The 13,819-nt window shown below is 74.7% G+C and carries 14 protein-coding genes; 2 read left to right on the forward strand and 12 right to left on the reverse strand.

Going from position 1 to position 13,819, the window contains the following annotated elements:
• Both AB0K34_RS33040 and AB0K34_RS33045 read right to left on the reverse strand, forming a co-directional pair.
• Window positions 1-435, reverse strand: a 435-nt coding sequence (locus AB0K34_RS33040; RefSeq protein ID WP_364552922.1) for a DUF5931 domain-containing protein, incomplete at its 3' end; no start/stop codon positions are given.
• 8 nt (window positions 436-443) lie between these two features.
• On the reverse strand, window positions 444-1,181 hold the full coding sequence (locus AB0K34_RS33045) for a lysophospholipid acyltransferase family protein (RefSeq protein ID WP_301176258.1): 738 nt from the start codon (window positions 1,179-1,181) through the stop codon (window positions 444-446).
• 366 nt (window positions 1,182-1,547) lie between these two features.
• On the opposite strand from AB0K34_RS33045, the gene AB0K34_RS33050 reads away from it, so the two are divergent.
• Complete coding sequence (locus AB0K34_RS33050; RefSeq protein ID WP_364552904.1) at window positions 1,548-2,450, forward strand: hypothetical protein; 903 nt, start codon at window positions 1,548-1,550, stop codon at window positions 2,448-2,450.
• Here AB0K34_RS33050 and AB0K34_RS33055 read toward each other — a convergent pair.
• From AB0K34_RS33055 to AB0K34_RS33075, 5 genes are all read right to left on the reverse strand, one after another.
• On the reverse strand, window positions 2,447-3,166 hold the full coding sequence (locus AB0K34_RS33055; protein WP_364552905.1) for an endonuclease/exonuclease/phosphatase family protein: 720 nt from the start codon (window positions 3,164-3,166) through the stop codon (window positions 2,447-2,449). The two genes, AB0K34_RS33050 and AB0K34_RS33055, sit on opposite strands and share 4 nt — an antisense overlap.
• A 2-nt stretch (window positions 3,167-3,168) precedes the next feature.
• Window positions 3,169-4,152, reverse strand: coding sequence for an ROK family glucokinase (locus AB0K34_RS33060; RefSeq protein ID WP_138640989.1), 984 nt, complete (start codon window positions 4,150-4,152; stop codon window positions 3,169-3,171).
• 272 nt (window positions 4,153-4,424) lie between these two features.
• Window positions 4,425-4,859 carry an SRPBCC family protein gene (locus AB0K34_RS33065; RefSeq protein ID WP_138640990.1) on the reverse strand — a complete coding sequence of 145 codons (435 nt, stop codon included), beginning with the start codon at window positions 4,857-4,859 and terminating at the stop codon, window positions 4,425-4,427.
• Window positions 4,860-4,923: 64 nt separating this feature from the next.
• Window positions 4,924-5,691 carry a metallophosphoesterase gene (locus AB0K34_RS33070; RefSeq protein WP_138640991.1) on the reverse strand — a complete coding sequence of 256 codons (768 nt, stop codon included), beginning with the start codon at window positions 5,689-5,691 and terminating at the stop codon, window positions 4,924-4,926.
• A gap of 71 nt (window positions 5,692-5,762) precedes the next feature.
• Window positions 5,763-6,458, reverse strand: coding sequence for a copper homeostasis protein CutC (locus AB0K34_RS33075; RefSeq protein WP_138640992.1), 696 nt, complete (start codon window positions 6,456-6,458; stop codon window positions 5,763-5,765).
• A gap of 193 nt (window positions 6,459-6,651) precedes the next feature.
• Here AB0K34_RS33075 and AB0K34_RS33080 point away from each other — a divergent pair, with 193 nt between their 5' ends.
• On the forward strand, window positions 6,652-8,454 hold the full coding sequence (locus tag AB0K34_RS33080; protein ID WP_138640993.1) for a long-chain fatty acid--CoA ligase: 1,803 nt from the start codon (window positions 6,652-6,654) through the stop codon (window positions 8,452-8,454).
• Between the two features lie 18 nt (window positions 8,455-8,472).
• On the opposite strand, the gene AB0K34_RS33085 is transcribed toward AB0K34_RS33080, so the two are convergent.
• The 5 genes from AB0K34_RS33085 to AB0K34_RS33105 form a co-directional block, all read right to left on the reverse strand.
• Window positions 8,473-9,132, reverse strand: coding sequence for an NAD(P)H-binding protein (locus AB0K34_RS33085; RefSeq protein WP_301176262.1), 660 nt, complete (start codon window positions 9,130-9,132; stop codon window positions 8,473-8,475).
• A 124-nt stretch (window positions 9,133-9,256) separates the two neighbouring features.
• Entirely contained in the window at window positions 9,257-10,639 is a 1,383-nt protein-coding gene (locus AB0K34_RS33090; RefSeq protein ID WP_364552908.1) for a DUF1996 domain-containing protein, read from the reverse strand.
• A 36-nt stretch (window positions 10,640-10,675) separates the two neighbouring features.
• Window positions 10,676-11,290, reverse strand: coding sequence for a DUF4142 domain-containing protein (locus tag AB0K34_RS33095; RefSeq protein WP_138641950.1), 615 nt, complete (start codon window positions 11,288-11,290; stop codon window positions 10,676-10,678).
• Window positions 11,291-11,433: 143 nt separating this feature from the next.
• Window positions 11,434-12,945 (reverse strand): ferredoxin, encoded by a 1,512-nt coding sequence (locus AB0K34_RS33100; protein ID WP_364552910.1) that lies wholly within the window; start codon window positions 12,943-12,945, stop codon window positions 11,434-11,436.
• The gene (locus AB0K34_RS33105; RefSeq protein WP_364552911.1) at window positions 12,942-13,817 is read right to left on the reverse strand and encodes a hypothetical protein; all 876 of its coding nucleotides are present in this window, start codon (window positions 13,815-13,817) and stop codon (window positions 12,942-12,944) included. Before AB0K34_RS33105 ends, AB0K34_RS33100 begins: the two co-directional genes overlap by 4 nt.
• Window positions 13,818-13,819 lie beyond the last annotated feature (2 nt).

The following is a 13,819-nucleotide window of genomic DNA, read 5'->3' on the forward strand; positions in this document are numbered from 1 at the left end:
GGCGCCGCGGCCCGCCCCCGTCCCGGGGCGCGCGGGCACCGGCTGGTCCGCGGCCCCCCCCCCGGGCGGGGCGGCGCCGCCCCCCCCCCCCCCGCCCGCCACCGCCCACGCCAGCACCGCCGCCGCCACCCACGACACCGGCAGCGTGGGGCGCCCCGCGGCGATGTTCGCGGCGGTCTCCACCCACGCGGTCGCGAGGATGCTCGCCGCGGCGACGGCGAGATCGGCGGCCAGGAGCGGCCAACCGCGGCGGCGCGGGTCGCCGAACGCGGCGACCGCGTAGGCCGTCCACGCGGTCATGACGGCGAGGACGGCCCAGCCGGCGGCCGGGTGCGCGTAGCCGTCGAAGTTCATGGCGATCACGATCGCGGCGTAGACCAGCGCCAGGCCCCGGTAGACGGCGACGGCCCGCCACAGCGCGACCTCCAGGCCCATCACGGCCGCTACCCGCGGTCGCTGAGCCCGCCGTCGTCCTCCTCGGCGGACCGCACCGGCTTCCCCGCCAGCTCGGCCTTCACCTCGGCGGCGTACCGGTCGACGTACTCCTGCCCGGACAGCTCCCGGATCGCCCGCATGATCTCGTCGGTGATCTCGCGCAGCACCCGGTGGTCGTCCTCCTGGCCGTAGTAGCGGGAGAAGTCCATGGGCTTGCCGAACCGCACGCCGGGGCGGACGCCGAGCCGGGGCAGCGGCTTGCCGGGCGGCATCAGCTCGAAGGTGTTGATCATCGCCATCGGGATCACCGGGACGCGGGACTTCAGCGCGAGCCGCGCCACCCCCGTCTTGCCGCGGTACAGCCGGTTGTCGGGGGCCCGGGTGCCCTCGGGGTAGATGCCGAGCAGCTTGCCCTCGCCGAGGATCCGCAGGCCGGTCTGCAGCGCCGCCTCGGCGGCGTCCCCGCCGGTGCGGTCGACCGGCACGACGCCCACCCCGGTGAAGAAGCCCTTGCTGATCAGCCCTTTGATGCCCTTGCCGGTGAAGTACTCGCCCTTGCCGATGAAGAAGATCGGGCGCATCAGCGGCAGCGGGCCGAAGAAGTGGTCGGCGAAGGACAGGTGGTTGCTCACCATCAGCGCGGGGCCCCGCTTCGGGACGTTGCGCATGCCCTTGTTCCGCGGCCACCACCCGAGGTACAGGATCGGCGACAGGACGATCCTGAGCAGGATCCAGAACCACAGCATGCGGGCACCTTCCTCGGACCCGTGCCCTCCGGGGGAGCACGACCGGTCCCTGACCGAGCGGAGACGATGGGACATCCTCCCACTCCCCGTCCCACCGATCTACCGACCGGTACCCCTCATCGGGACGCGGTCGCGCGGCGGCGGGGCCCGGCGGGAACGTAGGCTCTGAACGGTGAACCTCAATCGGGCGCGCCCGGGGGCTTGTCCCGCGCGGCGCAGCGAATACCGTGGGACACACGTTTCGGGGTGTCCGGGAGTGCCGCGGCGGGCCGCGGGCACGGCCGGGCACCGCAGTGTCGATGGGGGAGCGGAGGCCGCCATGCCGGTGCCGACGGTCACGCCGGAGTCGTCGAAGGAGCCGGCCCCGTGAATCGCCGTGGCAACGGCCTGTCGGCCGACACCTACGCCCCGCTGGTCGACCTCGCCCCGCATCTGGCCGACGCGATGCTGGCGGCGCTCGGCGAGGCCGGGGTGGCCGCCTACGCGACCTCGCCGGCCGGGCTGCCCGAACTCGCCGACCCGGCGGCCGAGCCGGTCGCGGGCGACGTCCTCGACCGGCTGTACGTGGACGTCGACATGAAGCCCACCGCCGAGGGCATCCTGCGCGTCCACCTGGCGCGGCTCCGCGAGGCGTCCACCCGCGGCTCCGACGCCGACCGCGCGGAGGCCGCCGAGCCGGCCGAGCGCGGCGACCAGGGCGAGCGCGCCGAGACGGCCGACCGGCTGGAGAAGACCGAGCGCGCCGACAAGCCCGAGCGCGCCGAGACCGGCCTCGCCGACCCCGCCGGCGGCGCCGCCGGCGCGGACGCGGGCGGCGCCGCCGAGCGCGACGAGGACGCCATCTGGGCCGAGATCGTCGCCGGCTTCGACACCGCCCCGGAGGGCGAGGTCCCCTGGCCGGACGAGGAGGACATCCGCGAGCCCGCCGCCGACCCGCCCGCGGAGGGCGACGACCGCACCGGCCGGCTCCCCCGCGCCCGCGTGATCAAGTCGCCGGAGCCGCCGGAGTTCCCCGCGGACGACGACGAGGAGGAGCACTACGTCCCCCCGCCGCCGCCCCCGCTGCCGGCCGCCGACCCGCTCACCAAGGGCGCCTGGATCGCGCTGATCGGCGGGCCCGTCTACCTGCTCGTCACCGTCATCCTCGACTGGGAGGTGCCCGGCTGGGCCGCCTTCCTCGCCGTCGCCGCCTTCATCGGCGGCTTCGTCACGCTCGTGCTGCGGATGGGCGACGAGCCCCGCGACCCCGACGACGGGGCCATCGTCTAGCCCGGGCCCGCCGTCCGGTCGAGGCGCAGGTCGGCCAGGACCGGCCGGTGGTCGGTCGCGATCGGGTAGTCGCGGGCGAGGGCCTCCTCCTCGGGGACGCCGCACGCGTCGACCCCGATCGCGGGGTCGGTGAAGACGGCGTCGATGCGCCGGTTCGGGTTCCGGGCGGAGAAGGTGAGCTCCCCGCCGGTGCCGGCCACCGCGTAGGCGTCCCGGAACCGGCCCGCGAGCACGCCCCAGGCGGCGCCGCCCGGTTCCTCGTTGAAGTCGCCCGCCAGCACCACGGGCGCGCCGTGGCGGGCGCGGGCCCGGTCGAGGTGGCCGAGGATCTCGTGGACGTGGCGCTCGCGCGCGCCGGGCTCCAGGTCCAGATGGGTGCTCGCGGCGATCAGGCGGGCGCCGTCCGCCTCCAGCACGGCGATCGCCAGCGCGCGCCGGTGCAGGCCCCGGTCGGGCGTGAGCAGATGGAACTCGCGCGCGACCCGGCGGACGTGCGGCGCGGTGAGGACGGCGAGCCCGCAGGCCCGCCGTCCCGCCGCGATCCGCAGGCCGCACGCCCGCGCCAGCAGGCGGCGCCGCAGCCGCCACGCCCGGAACCGCGGGACCTCCTGCAGGCACAGCACGTCCGGGCCCGCGCCGCGCACGACGCGGGCCACGGCCGCCGCGTCGTCGCGCAGCGACCGGACGTTGTAGCTCAGCAGGCGGACGGCGGCCACGCCTAGACGGCCGCGTCCTGGACGGCCGCGTCCTGGACGGGCCGGACGCGGGCGAGGTCCGCGGCGCCGACGATGCCCGCCGCCGACCCGAGCTCGGCGATCCGGATGTCGGGCAGCGGGCGGTGGCCGCGTCCGGTCAGCGCGTCCTCGAACGCGGCGCGGATCGGGTCGAGGAGGAGGTCGCCGGCGTCCGACAGGCCGCCGCCGATGATGAACGCGCCCGGGTCCAGGATGGCGGACAGGTCGGCGAGGCCCTGGCCCGCCCAGTGCGCGATGGTGCGGAAGCACTCCAGGGCGGCCTTGTCGCCCTCGCGGGCCGCCTGCGACACCTCGGGGCCGCTGATGCCCTCCGGCCGCCCGCCGCCGAGCTCCAGCAGCCGCCCCGCCATCGCGGGCGCCACCCGGGCGAGGTCGCGGGCCTCGTGCACGAGGGCGTTGCCGCTGGCGTACTGCTCCCAGCAGCCGCGGTTGCCGCAGCCGCAGCGGCGCCCGTCCGGGACGACCCGGAAGTGCCCCATCTCGGCGCCGATGCCGAACCGGCCCCGGTACAGCTCGCCGTTGATGATGATGCCGCCGCCGATGCCGGTGCCGAGCGCCACCAGGACGAGGATGTCCTCACCGCGCCCGGCGCCGAACCGGGCCTCGCCCCACGCGGTCGCGTTGCCGTCGTTCTCCACGACGACGGGCAGGCCGACCAGGCTCTCGACCTTCTCCTTGATCGGCTCGTCCCGCCAGGCGAGGTTCGGCGCGAACAGCACGGTGGCGCGGGCCTCGTCGACGAAGCCCGCGGTGCCGAGGCCGACCGCCGACACCTCGTCGTACTTGCCCTTCAGCAGGTCGACGACCTCGGCGATGGTCTCGGCGGTCTCCTTGGGGTTCGTCGAGGGAGTCGGCCGGCGGACCTTCTCCAGGATCGTCCCCCGGTCGTCGACGACCCCCGCGGCCACTTTCGTGCCGCCCACATCCACGCCGATGGTCAGGGCCATGTAACGCTTCCTCCTCCTCGCGCGCCCCGGATGGAGCCACTGCCGCAGTACCCGATGCCGGCGGGGCCGGGCCGGCTCCGCCGGGCCGGGCCATCCCGACCGGTCGGACGTACCCGCCCGCGGGCGAATCGACGCCTCCGGGGGCCCGGGCTCCGTGCGTTGGCACGGTCCCATGCCCCGCCGTCGCCTCCATCATCCCCCGCCGCGGGCGCGCGCGGTATCGGCGCCGCCGCCGGGCTCCCCGCCGCGCGGCGGGGAGCGCGGCGCCGGGCTCAGCTCTCGACGCGGCGCTTGAGGCCCTTGAGCGCGGAGTCGATGATCCGCTTCTCGCCCTTGCGCTTCACCATGCCGATCATCGGGATGCGGACGTCCACGGCGAGCTCGTAGGTCACCTCGGTGGCGCCGCCCTCCTCGGCGAGGGCGTAGGTGCCGTGCAGGCCGGTGACGACCGTGCCCGGCTCGACCAGCTCCCAGCTGACCCGGTCGTCGCCCTCCCAGGTGTAGGCGAGCCCGACGGTGTCGCTGAACGGGCCGCCGTCGAAGGTCAGCCGGCCGCGCAGCGCGCGGCCGTCCTCGCCGGTCTCCTGCACGGTGAACTCGCGGATGCCGCTCGCCCACCGCGGGTACGCCTCCAGGTCGGCGATCACCGCCATGATCTCGGCCTTGCCGGCCTTGACCGTGATGGAGGAACGCGTGCGGTCGGCCATTTCCGTCTCCCTCCTGCCGTCCGCGGGCCCGCGCCGGGGCCCGCCGTCGTGACGACGGTATCCGTCACACCGTCAGGACGTACGGAACGCCGCGTGCGCGGAAGTGCCCGACGTTCACGCATTCGGTGCGGCCGATGCGGATCCGGCTCGCGAGCGGCTGGTGGACGTGCCCGAAGAGCGCGTACCGCGGCTGCGTGCGGCGGATCAGCTCCAGGATCGCCTCGCTGCCCCGCTCGAACCGGCGCGCCACCGTGTCGTAGAGCAGCTCGGGGACGGCGGGCGGGATGTGCGAGCACAGCACGTCGACCTCGCCGATCGCCGCGACCTTGGCGGCGTAGGTCTCGTCGTCCAGCTCGTAGGGGGTGCGGTACTCGGTGCGCAGGCCGCCGCCGACGAACCCGAACCGCAGCCCGCCGATCTCGGTGGTCTCCCCGTCCAGGACGTGGTGGCCGTCGCGCAGGTGCGCCGCCCACATGCGCGGGACGTCGACGTTGCCGTACGTCAGGTAGGCGGGGGCGGGCATGGCGGCGAACAGCTCCGCGTACTGCCGGTCGACGGCGCGCTCGATGTGCGGCCACGCGTCGCCCTCCAGCGACGCCCACAGGCCCCGGGAGAAGGCGCGGGCCTCGTCGAAGCGCTTCTCGGTGCGCAGCGCGATGAAGCGGTCGGCGTTCTCCTGGCCGAACAGCTCGCCGAAGATCCCCTGCGCGTGGTCCTGGTAGTCGATGAACAGGATCAGGTCGCCCAGGCAGACGAGGACGTCGGCGCCGTCCGCCGCGCTCGCCAGGGCGTCCGCGCGGCCGTGGACGTCGCTCACCACGTGGATCCTCATGAACCGACTCTAATAGGACAGACCACCCCGCAGGGCGGGCGGGGCCGCCGGTCGCGGTTCCCTGCTCGGGGTCAGCCGGTCGCGGCGGACACCAGCGAGCGCCACTCCCGCACGAGGGCCGGGTCGACGGGCAGGTCCCAGGCGCCGTCCGGGCGGACGGCGGTGCCGACGTGGAACGCCGTGACGCCCGCGGCGGCGAGCACCGCGACGTGCTTGCGGCGCAGCCCGCCCCCGGCCATGATCATCCCGGCCGCGTCCGGGTCCTCGGTGGCGCGCCGGACCAGCACGTCCACGCCGGCGTCGACGCCGCGCGCGGAGCCCGCCGTGAGGACGGTGTCGAGGCCGCCGCCGAGGTGGCGGACGGCCCGCCACGCCTGCACGGGATCGGCGGCGTGGTCGAGCGCGCGGTGGAACGTCCACGGCAGCGGGGCGGCGACGGCGGCGAGCTTGCCGGTCGCGGCGGCGTCGACCTGGCCGGCGGAGTCGAGGAAGCCGAGCACGAAGCCGTCCGCGCCCGCGGCGGCGAGGTCGGCGGCGGCCCGCCGGAGCCGGTCCAGTTCGGCGCCGGTCGTGCGGAAGCCCGCGTTCGCCCGCAGCATCACCCGCATCGGCAGCGCCGTGGCGGCCCGCATCGCGGCGACGAGGTCCGGATCGGGGGTGAGCCCGTCGGCGGCCATGTCGGCGACGACCTCGATCCGGTCGGCGCCGCCCTCCTCCGCCGCGCGCGCGTCGTCCACGGTGAGCGCGATCACTTCCAGCAGCGACATGGCCCTCCCCCGAACCGCCTGCGTTGTGCGACCGGGGACAAGCGTAGGCGACGCGGCGGCGGGCGCCACGGGCGACGGGGCGTTCTTTGCCGTGCCGTTGAACCGGCGAAATTCCTACTGATGGGTATCATTCGGGTGCGGAAGCCTCCGGAGACTTCCCGCCGACCTGGAAGACCGACAACAGGAGTGGGCCGTGCGCGAGTTCAGCGTCCCCGCGATGGTGGAGGTTCCCGACTCCGCCAATCTGACCGACGCGCCCTTCACCCGTGCCGCCGAGCAGCCCGGCACGATCGTGGCGCGCCGCAAGAGCGGATCGGGAGCGGGGGACGCCTGGAGCGCCGTCACCGCGGCCGAGTTCGCGGCCGAGGCCGCGGCGGCCGCCAAGGGCCTCGCGGCCGCGGGCGTCGAGCCCGGCGACCGGGTGTGCCTGCTGTCGCGGACCCGCTACGAGTGGACCGTCCTCGACTACGCCGTCTGGACGGCCGGCGCCGTGTCCGTGCCCATCTACGAGACGTCGTCCGCCGAGCAGATCGAGTGGATCGTCGGCGACTCCGGCGCGAAGGCCGTGTTCGCCGAGACCGCCGAGCACGCCGAGCGCGTCGCCGGGGTCCGGGACCGGCTGCCCGGCCTCGCGCACGTCTGGACCATCGACGAGGGCGGCGTCGACGAGGTCGTCCGGCTCGGCGCGGACGTCGGCGACGACGTGATCGAGGAGCGCCGCCGGTCCCGCACCGCCGCCGACGTCGCCACGCTCGTCTACACCTCCGGCACCACGGGCCGCCCCAAGGGCTGCGAGCTCACCCACGGCAACCTCGTGTCGACCGCGCGGAACGCGGTGCAGGGCGCGATCGCCGAGGTCGCCGTCGAGGGCAGCTCCACGCTGCTGTTCCTGCCGCTCGCGCACGTGTTCGCGCGGCTGATCCAGGTCGCGACGATCGAGGGCGGCATCGTCCTCGGGCACAGCGACATCCCGAACCTGCTGCCCGACCTCGCCTCGTTCCGGCCGACGTTCCTGCTCGCCGTCCCGCGCGTGTTCGAGAAGGTCTACAACGGCGCCGAGCAGAAGGCCGCGGCGGACGGCAAGGGCAAGATCTTCAAGGCGGCGGCCGAGACCGCGATCGCCTACAGCCGGGCGCTGGACGCCGGCCGCCCCGGGCTCGCCCTCAAAGCGCGGCACAAGCTGTTCGACGTGCTGGTGTACGGCAAGCTGCGCGCCGCCGTCGGCGGCCGGGTGGAGTACGCGGTGTCGGGCGGGGCGGCGCTGGGCGAGCGCCTCGGGCACTTCTTCCGCGGCGTCGGCATCACGATCCTGGAGGGCTACGGCCTCACCGAGACGACCGCGCCCGCCAGCGTGAACCGGCCCACCGCCATCAAGATCGGCACGGTGGGCCGGCCGATCCCCGGCGTGGACGTCCGCATCGCCGAGGACGGCGAGGTCCTCGTGCGCGGCATCAACGTCCTGCGCGGCTACTGGAACAACGAGGCCGCCACCAAGGAGGCCCTGGAGGACGGCTGGTTCCACACCGGCGACCTCGGCTCCCTCGACGAGGACGGCTTCCTGCGCATCACCGGCCGCAAGAAGGAGATCCTCGTCACCGCGGCGGGCAAGAACGTCGCGCCCGCCCCGCTGGAGGACCGGCTCCGCGCGCACCCGCTGATCAGCCAGTGCCTCGTCGTCGGCGATGGGCGCAAGTTCATCAGCGCCCTCGTCACGCTGGACGAGGAGGCGCTCGGGCCGTGGAAGGAGCAGCACGGCAAGCCCGCGGCGATGGGCGTCGACGACCTGCGCCGCGACCCCGACCTCATCGCCGAGATCGAGGGCGCGGTCGCCGAGGCCAACACGTCGGTCAGCCACGCCGAGGCGATCAAGAAGTACGTCATCCTCGGCGTCGACTTCACCGAGGAGGCCGGCCACATGACGCCGAGCCTGAAGGTGAAGCGCAACGTCGTGATGAAGGACTTCGCCGACGAGATCGACTCCCTCTACGCCTCGTAGCGGGGGCCGCCCTGCGGGTCAGCGGAGCGAGGCGACGGCGTCCTCGACCGGGGTGCCGCCGTTCAGCAGGTCGAGCGTGCGGCGGCGGACGCCGGGGTCGTCGAGCAGCGCCGCGATGACCGCCGCCACGTCGTCGCGGGTGACCGCGTCGTGCCCGATCGGCGGCTCGTCCAGCCGCACCAGGCCGGTGCCGGGGTCGTCGGTGAGCCGCCCGGGACGCAGGATCACCCAGTCGAGGGCGTCGCGGTCGCGGAGGTCGTCCTCGGCCTCGCCCTTCGCGCGGATGTAGGCGTCCCACACCTCGCCGCGCCCCGGGGCGGCCTTCTCGCCCGCGCCCATCGCGGAGATCTGCACGAAGTCGCGCACGCCCGCGCGCTCGGCGGCGTCGGCCATCAGCACCGACGCGGCGCGGTCGACGCTGTCTTTGCGGGCCGCGCCGCTGCCCGGCCCCGCACCGGCGGCGAACACGACGGCGTCCGCCCCGGCGATGAGCCCGGCGACCTCGGCGGCGCCGGCGGACTCCAGGTCGCACACGACCGGTTCGGCGCCGGCGTCCCGGACGTCGTCCGCGTGCGCGGGGTTGCGGATGATGCTGCGTACGGTGTCCCCCCGTGCGGCCAGCAGCCGGGACAGCCGCAGCGCGATCTGCCCGTGCCCGCCCGCGATCACAATGTCCATGCCGCGATCGTAGGACGCCCGGCCCCCGGACGCGCGCGGACGCGGCCGGTGAGGCCCGCCCTCACCGGCCGCGTTCCGGTGCGCTCCCCCGGCGTTCCGGGCTTCCCGGACGCGGGGGCGCGGGTCAGCGGCGCTTGCCGGTGGTGCGCGCGCCCTTGTTGATGGCGTTGACCGCCTGCCGCATGAGCCCTTCGCCCATCACGTTGATGAAGTCGCCGTGGTCGGTGACCGGGTCGTGGCCCGACTCGGGGAAGCTGTCCAGCGCGAAGGCGAGGGGCTTGGCGGGCACGTCGTAGGCCAGCGTCATCCGCAGCTGCGGGATGGCCTTGAACCCCTGCGGGCAGGCGCCGGTCCGCGCGTCGGCGAAGGCGACGTGGTCGCGGTGGTTGGCGCTGTCGGTGTTCTGGCCGTCCCAGCAGCCGGGGAAGTTCAGCACGCGCTCGACCTTGCTGCCCCGCGGGCACAGCGGGTACTTGTCGGTGAACGCCCGGTTCTCGAAGCCGCTGCACGTCCACGACGCGTGGGCGTTCTTCAGCCCGTTGGTGACGGCCTTGGCGTCGCCGGTGGCGATGCGGATGAACGGCGGCGCCGCCGTCACCTTGGCGCGCGGGTTGCCGAGGAACTGCAGCTTCACGCTGGACGGGGTGACGATGCTGCCGACGTTGCCGTCCGCCGTGCTCTGCTCGGCCCGGTCGGAGGTGTCCTTGCCGTCGCGCAGCCGGATCACCGGCCAGAAGTAGGCCGACTTGTCGCCGTTGGTGCAGGTGGTGCCGGCGGCGGCGAACGTCTCGTCGGTGGAGAACGCGTTCGTGTCGAGGTTCCCGACGTAGTCGTGGATGTGGTGCGCGCCGTTCACGACCCCGGGCGCGGCGAGGACGTTGTCGGGGTTGCTGTGCGCCTGGCCCTCGTTCACGCCGCAGTTGGACGAGAACACGCCGGTGGACGCCTGCCGGGTGCGGCGCGGCTGCCGGACGCGGGGCGCCTTGCGGATGTCGACGAACTGGTCGGCGCGCAGCTCCGGGTTGGGCGGGGGCTGCTGGCCCTGGTCGCCGCCGTCGCCCTGGCCGCCGTTCTGGCCGTCGTCCATCTGGCCGCCGTCGCCCATCTGGCCGCCCATGCCGTCGGTCGGCTCACCGGTCGGCTGGTCGGTGGGCTGGTCCGTGGGTTCGGCGGTGGGCTGGTCTGTGGGCTCGGCGGTCGGGGGGTCGGCGGGGTCGCCGGTGGGCTCGGCGGTGGGCTGATCCGTGGGTTGAGCGGTGGGCTGGGCACCGTTCTGCTGGGTGCCGCCGTTCTGCTGGGTGCCGCTGGTCGGCCTGGCTCCGCCGCCCTGGAGGTTGGGGATGCCGTTGCCCTCGGCCGGGCGGGCCGGGTAGGCGGCGGGATTGGCCGCCTGGGTCGTCTGCGGGCCGTACGGCCCGGCCGCGGCGCCGGGGGCCTCCTGGCACGCGGTCGCGATGAGGGCGAGCGCCGGGACCAGCACGGCGAACGCTTTCTTCTTTCGTCCCATGGAAAAGGTCTCCCTTTGCGGGGGTGGGATGTTCAGTCAGTGCAGGGCCCGCCGGGGCACCAGGCCGGTGCTCTCCAGCAGCGACATGTGCGTGTTGACGAATTTCATCGCCCGCTCGGCGAACGCGCGGATCACCGAGTTCTCCGACTGCGCGCGCACTTTCGCGATGACCGCGAAGACCTGCCCGTGCGCGGCGCGCAGCCGCAGCACGAACGTCTTGTCGTAATCGCCGCCGAACTTTCCGGACATCTCCCGGAGCCAGCTCTTCTGGCTCCCGCTCGGCTCGTTCGGCACCAGCACGCCGAGCTTCTCGGCGGTGGCGCGGGTGTCGGCGTCCAACTGGACGTGCTGCTGCCAGATGATCTCGGCGACCTGCCGCACGCGGGGCGCCCGGGCGCGCTGCTGCGCCTGCTGGCCGGCGGGTATCTCCCACAGCCCGGCCTGCCGGACCTTGACCAGCAGCTGCCGGTCCAGGGTGCTCAGCGGCCCCCACTTCGTCTGCACGGTGCCGCCCAGGTTGGCCGCGCCGCTGGCGGGCACGCCGACCGGGTTCAGCACGACCGCGAAGGCCGCGCCGACGGCGGCCACGGCCGCCAGCACCAGCAGCAGGCGCCCCTTGCGCAGGCGCGGGAGCCTGCGCGCTCCAGCCATTCCGTAGGATTTCCTCAAGGTTCTTCTTCCTCCTCTCGGGGTTCTCTCGACGGACGCGGCGCGGGTCCGCCAGTGAATACGCACCGCACCGGCGCGAGGTTCAACGGTGTCCGGCAGATGTCACTTTTTCGCGCCTCCGAAATTCATCGCCGCGATGGTGCTCCCGGGACGCCGCCGACCACGCGGAGCGCCAATGCAGGGCACATCGCGACGGCCTTCTGCACGTCCTTCTCCAGCCATTCCGGGATGTCGGTGCCGAGCACCACGGGAAAGCCGTACCGGTCGAGCTGGATCAGTTCGGGGACGAGGTAGGCGCACAGCCCGTGCCCGTCGCAGCGGCTCCAGTCGATCGCCACCCGGCCCTCGGAGCCGTCCGGCACCGGCAGCGGCAGCACGCCGTAGGTGGACAGGCCGCAGCCGCCGCCCCAGCGGTGCGCGTCGATGTCGGCGCCGAACGCCTCCATCGCCGACAGCACGAACCGCGCCGTCCCGTCCGGGTGGGTGCAGGCACCGCGGCCCCGGCCGACCCCGGCGGCGCGCCGCACGTCCTCCACCGTCCCGGCGCCCCCGGTCAGCGCGTTCAGCGACCGGACGACGTCCGGCAGCCCCAGCCGGCACGGGCCGCACTGCCCGGCGGACTGCGCCGCGAGGTAGGACGCGATGCGGGTGACCTCGCCGAGCGGGCAGGTGCCCTGCGTGAGCGGGAGGATGATGCCGGCGCCGACCGTCCCGCCGACGCGCCGCATCCCGGCCCGCGACAGCACGGCCCGCGCCACCCCGGCCGGGCCGAGCCACATGCCGTGGTAGCCGCCGACGAGCACGCCCGGCGACGGCGGCACCTGGCAGTGGTCGAGGACGGCCTGCAGCGGCGTGCCGAGCGGCGCCTCCACGACCTGGGTGCCGCCGATCGTGAGCAGCGTGGTGCCGGGCTCCTCCTCCGTCCCGGCCGAGGCGTACAGGTCGGAGCCGAGCGAGACCAGCACCGCGAGTTGCGCGAACGTCTCGGTGTTGGACAGCAGCGTCGGGAAGCCGTCCACCCCGGAGTCGGACGCGCGGACCTTGACGCCCGGCGGGATCGGCGTCTCCCCGTTGATCGCGCGGATCACCGCGCCGCTCTCCCCGGAGATGAACCGCTCGGTCAGCCGGACGACGCGGGCCGGCATCCGCCGCTCGCTGATCGCGGCGCGCACGGAGCGGGCGGCCTCGTCGTCCTCGACGGCCACGACGATCCGCTGCGTGCCGAGCGCGGACGCGGCGATCTGCGCCCCGTCCAGGACGAGGTGCGGGGCCCGGCCGAGCAGCACCTTGTCCTTGGCGCTGCCGGGCTCGCCCTCCGCGCCGTTCACGACCACGACGACGTTCTCGCTGGAGCCGCGCTCGTCGGCGCGCTCCCCCGGCAGCAGCGCGGTCTGGTCGGCGGTGGGGTGCCTGATCCGCGCCGCGACCGCCATCAGCTTGCGCGCGAACGGGAACCCGGCCCCGCCGCGCCCCCGCAGGTCGACCTGCTCGGCCATGCGGATCAGCTCGTCCAGTCCGGGCGCGCGGAGCTTGCCGTGCACCGCCAGGTGCCGGTCGATGTCCAGCCGGTCGAACCGGTCGAACCCGAGCGTCAGGCGGGGGCCGCCGATGCCCGAGACCGTGACCGTCGACGTCATCGCAGCACCTCGGTGTCGCGGCCGGGCCCGGTGAGCGGCACGCCGCGCGGGTCGCGGGTGGTCCGGCGCGGATCGTCGTAGCCGTCCCGCTCGGCGAAGTCGCGCTCCCCGAAGTCCCGCTCGGCGAAGTCGCGGCCGCCGAGGTCGCGGGCCGCCGCCGCGGCGCGCCCCTCGTCGTGCGCGCGGGCCGCCATCGCCCGCCGGTCGCGGGCGCGACCGGCGCCGTCCGGCACCGCGAACGGGTCGATCTCGGCGCCGGCGCGCGGCAGCTCCCGCGGCCTGATCACCACGATCATGCGGGTGACCAGCGCCAGCACGACCAGCACCACGCTCATCACGTAGCTCAGCACCACCCAGTTCGCCGCGGACCGGCCGGTGATGAGGCCGTGCACGATCGCCATCGGCCAGGCGATGTAGGCGAGCACGTGCGCCGACCGCCACATCCAGGTCTTGCCGCGGACCGCGAACCGGGCCCGCACCATCCCGGTGACCAGGACGAGCACCATCAGCTCGGCGGCGATCGTGCCGAGGCCGACGGCGCCGCCGTCGGGGACGACGACCTGCGCCGGCAGCGCCAGCCCGTTCATCACCTTCACCGAGACGTGCGCGACGAGCATCGCGGTCGCCACGACGGCCGCCGCGCGGTGCACCGCCTGCGCGAGCACCCGGTGGCGGATCTTCAGGATCAGCCGCTCGGTGGCGAGGAGCCCGCACATCACGGCGGTGGTGTAGGAGACGAGCGCGAACACTCCGGCGTAGAAGTTGAGGAAGTACTGCACGTTCGCGACCGCGACCGCTCCCGGCGGGGTCGCCGCGCCGACGAGCACCAGCACCGCGCCGGCGAGCACGACGCGCAGCACCCAGGTGGGCACCG

The sequence above is a fragment of the Actinomadura sp. NPDC049382 genome (genome assembly GCF_040677125.1).
GTDB classification, from domain to species: Bacteria; Actinomycetota; Actinomycetes; order Streptosporangiales; family Streptosporangiaceae; genus Spirillospora; species Spirillospora geliboluensis.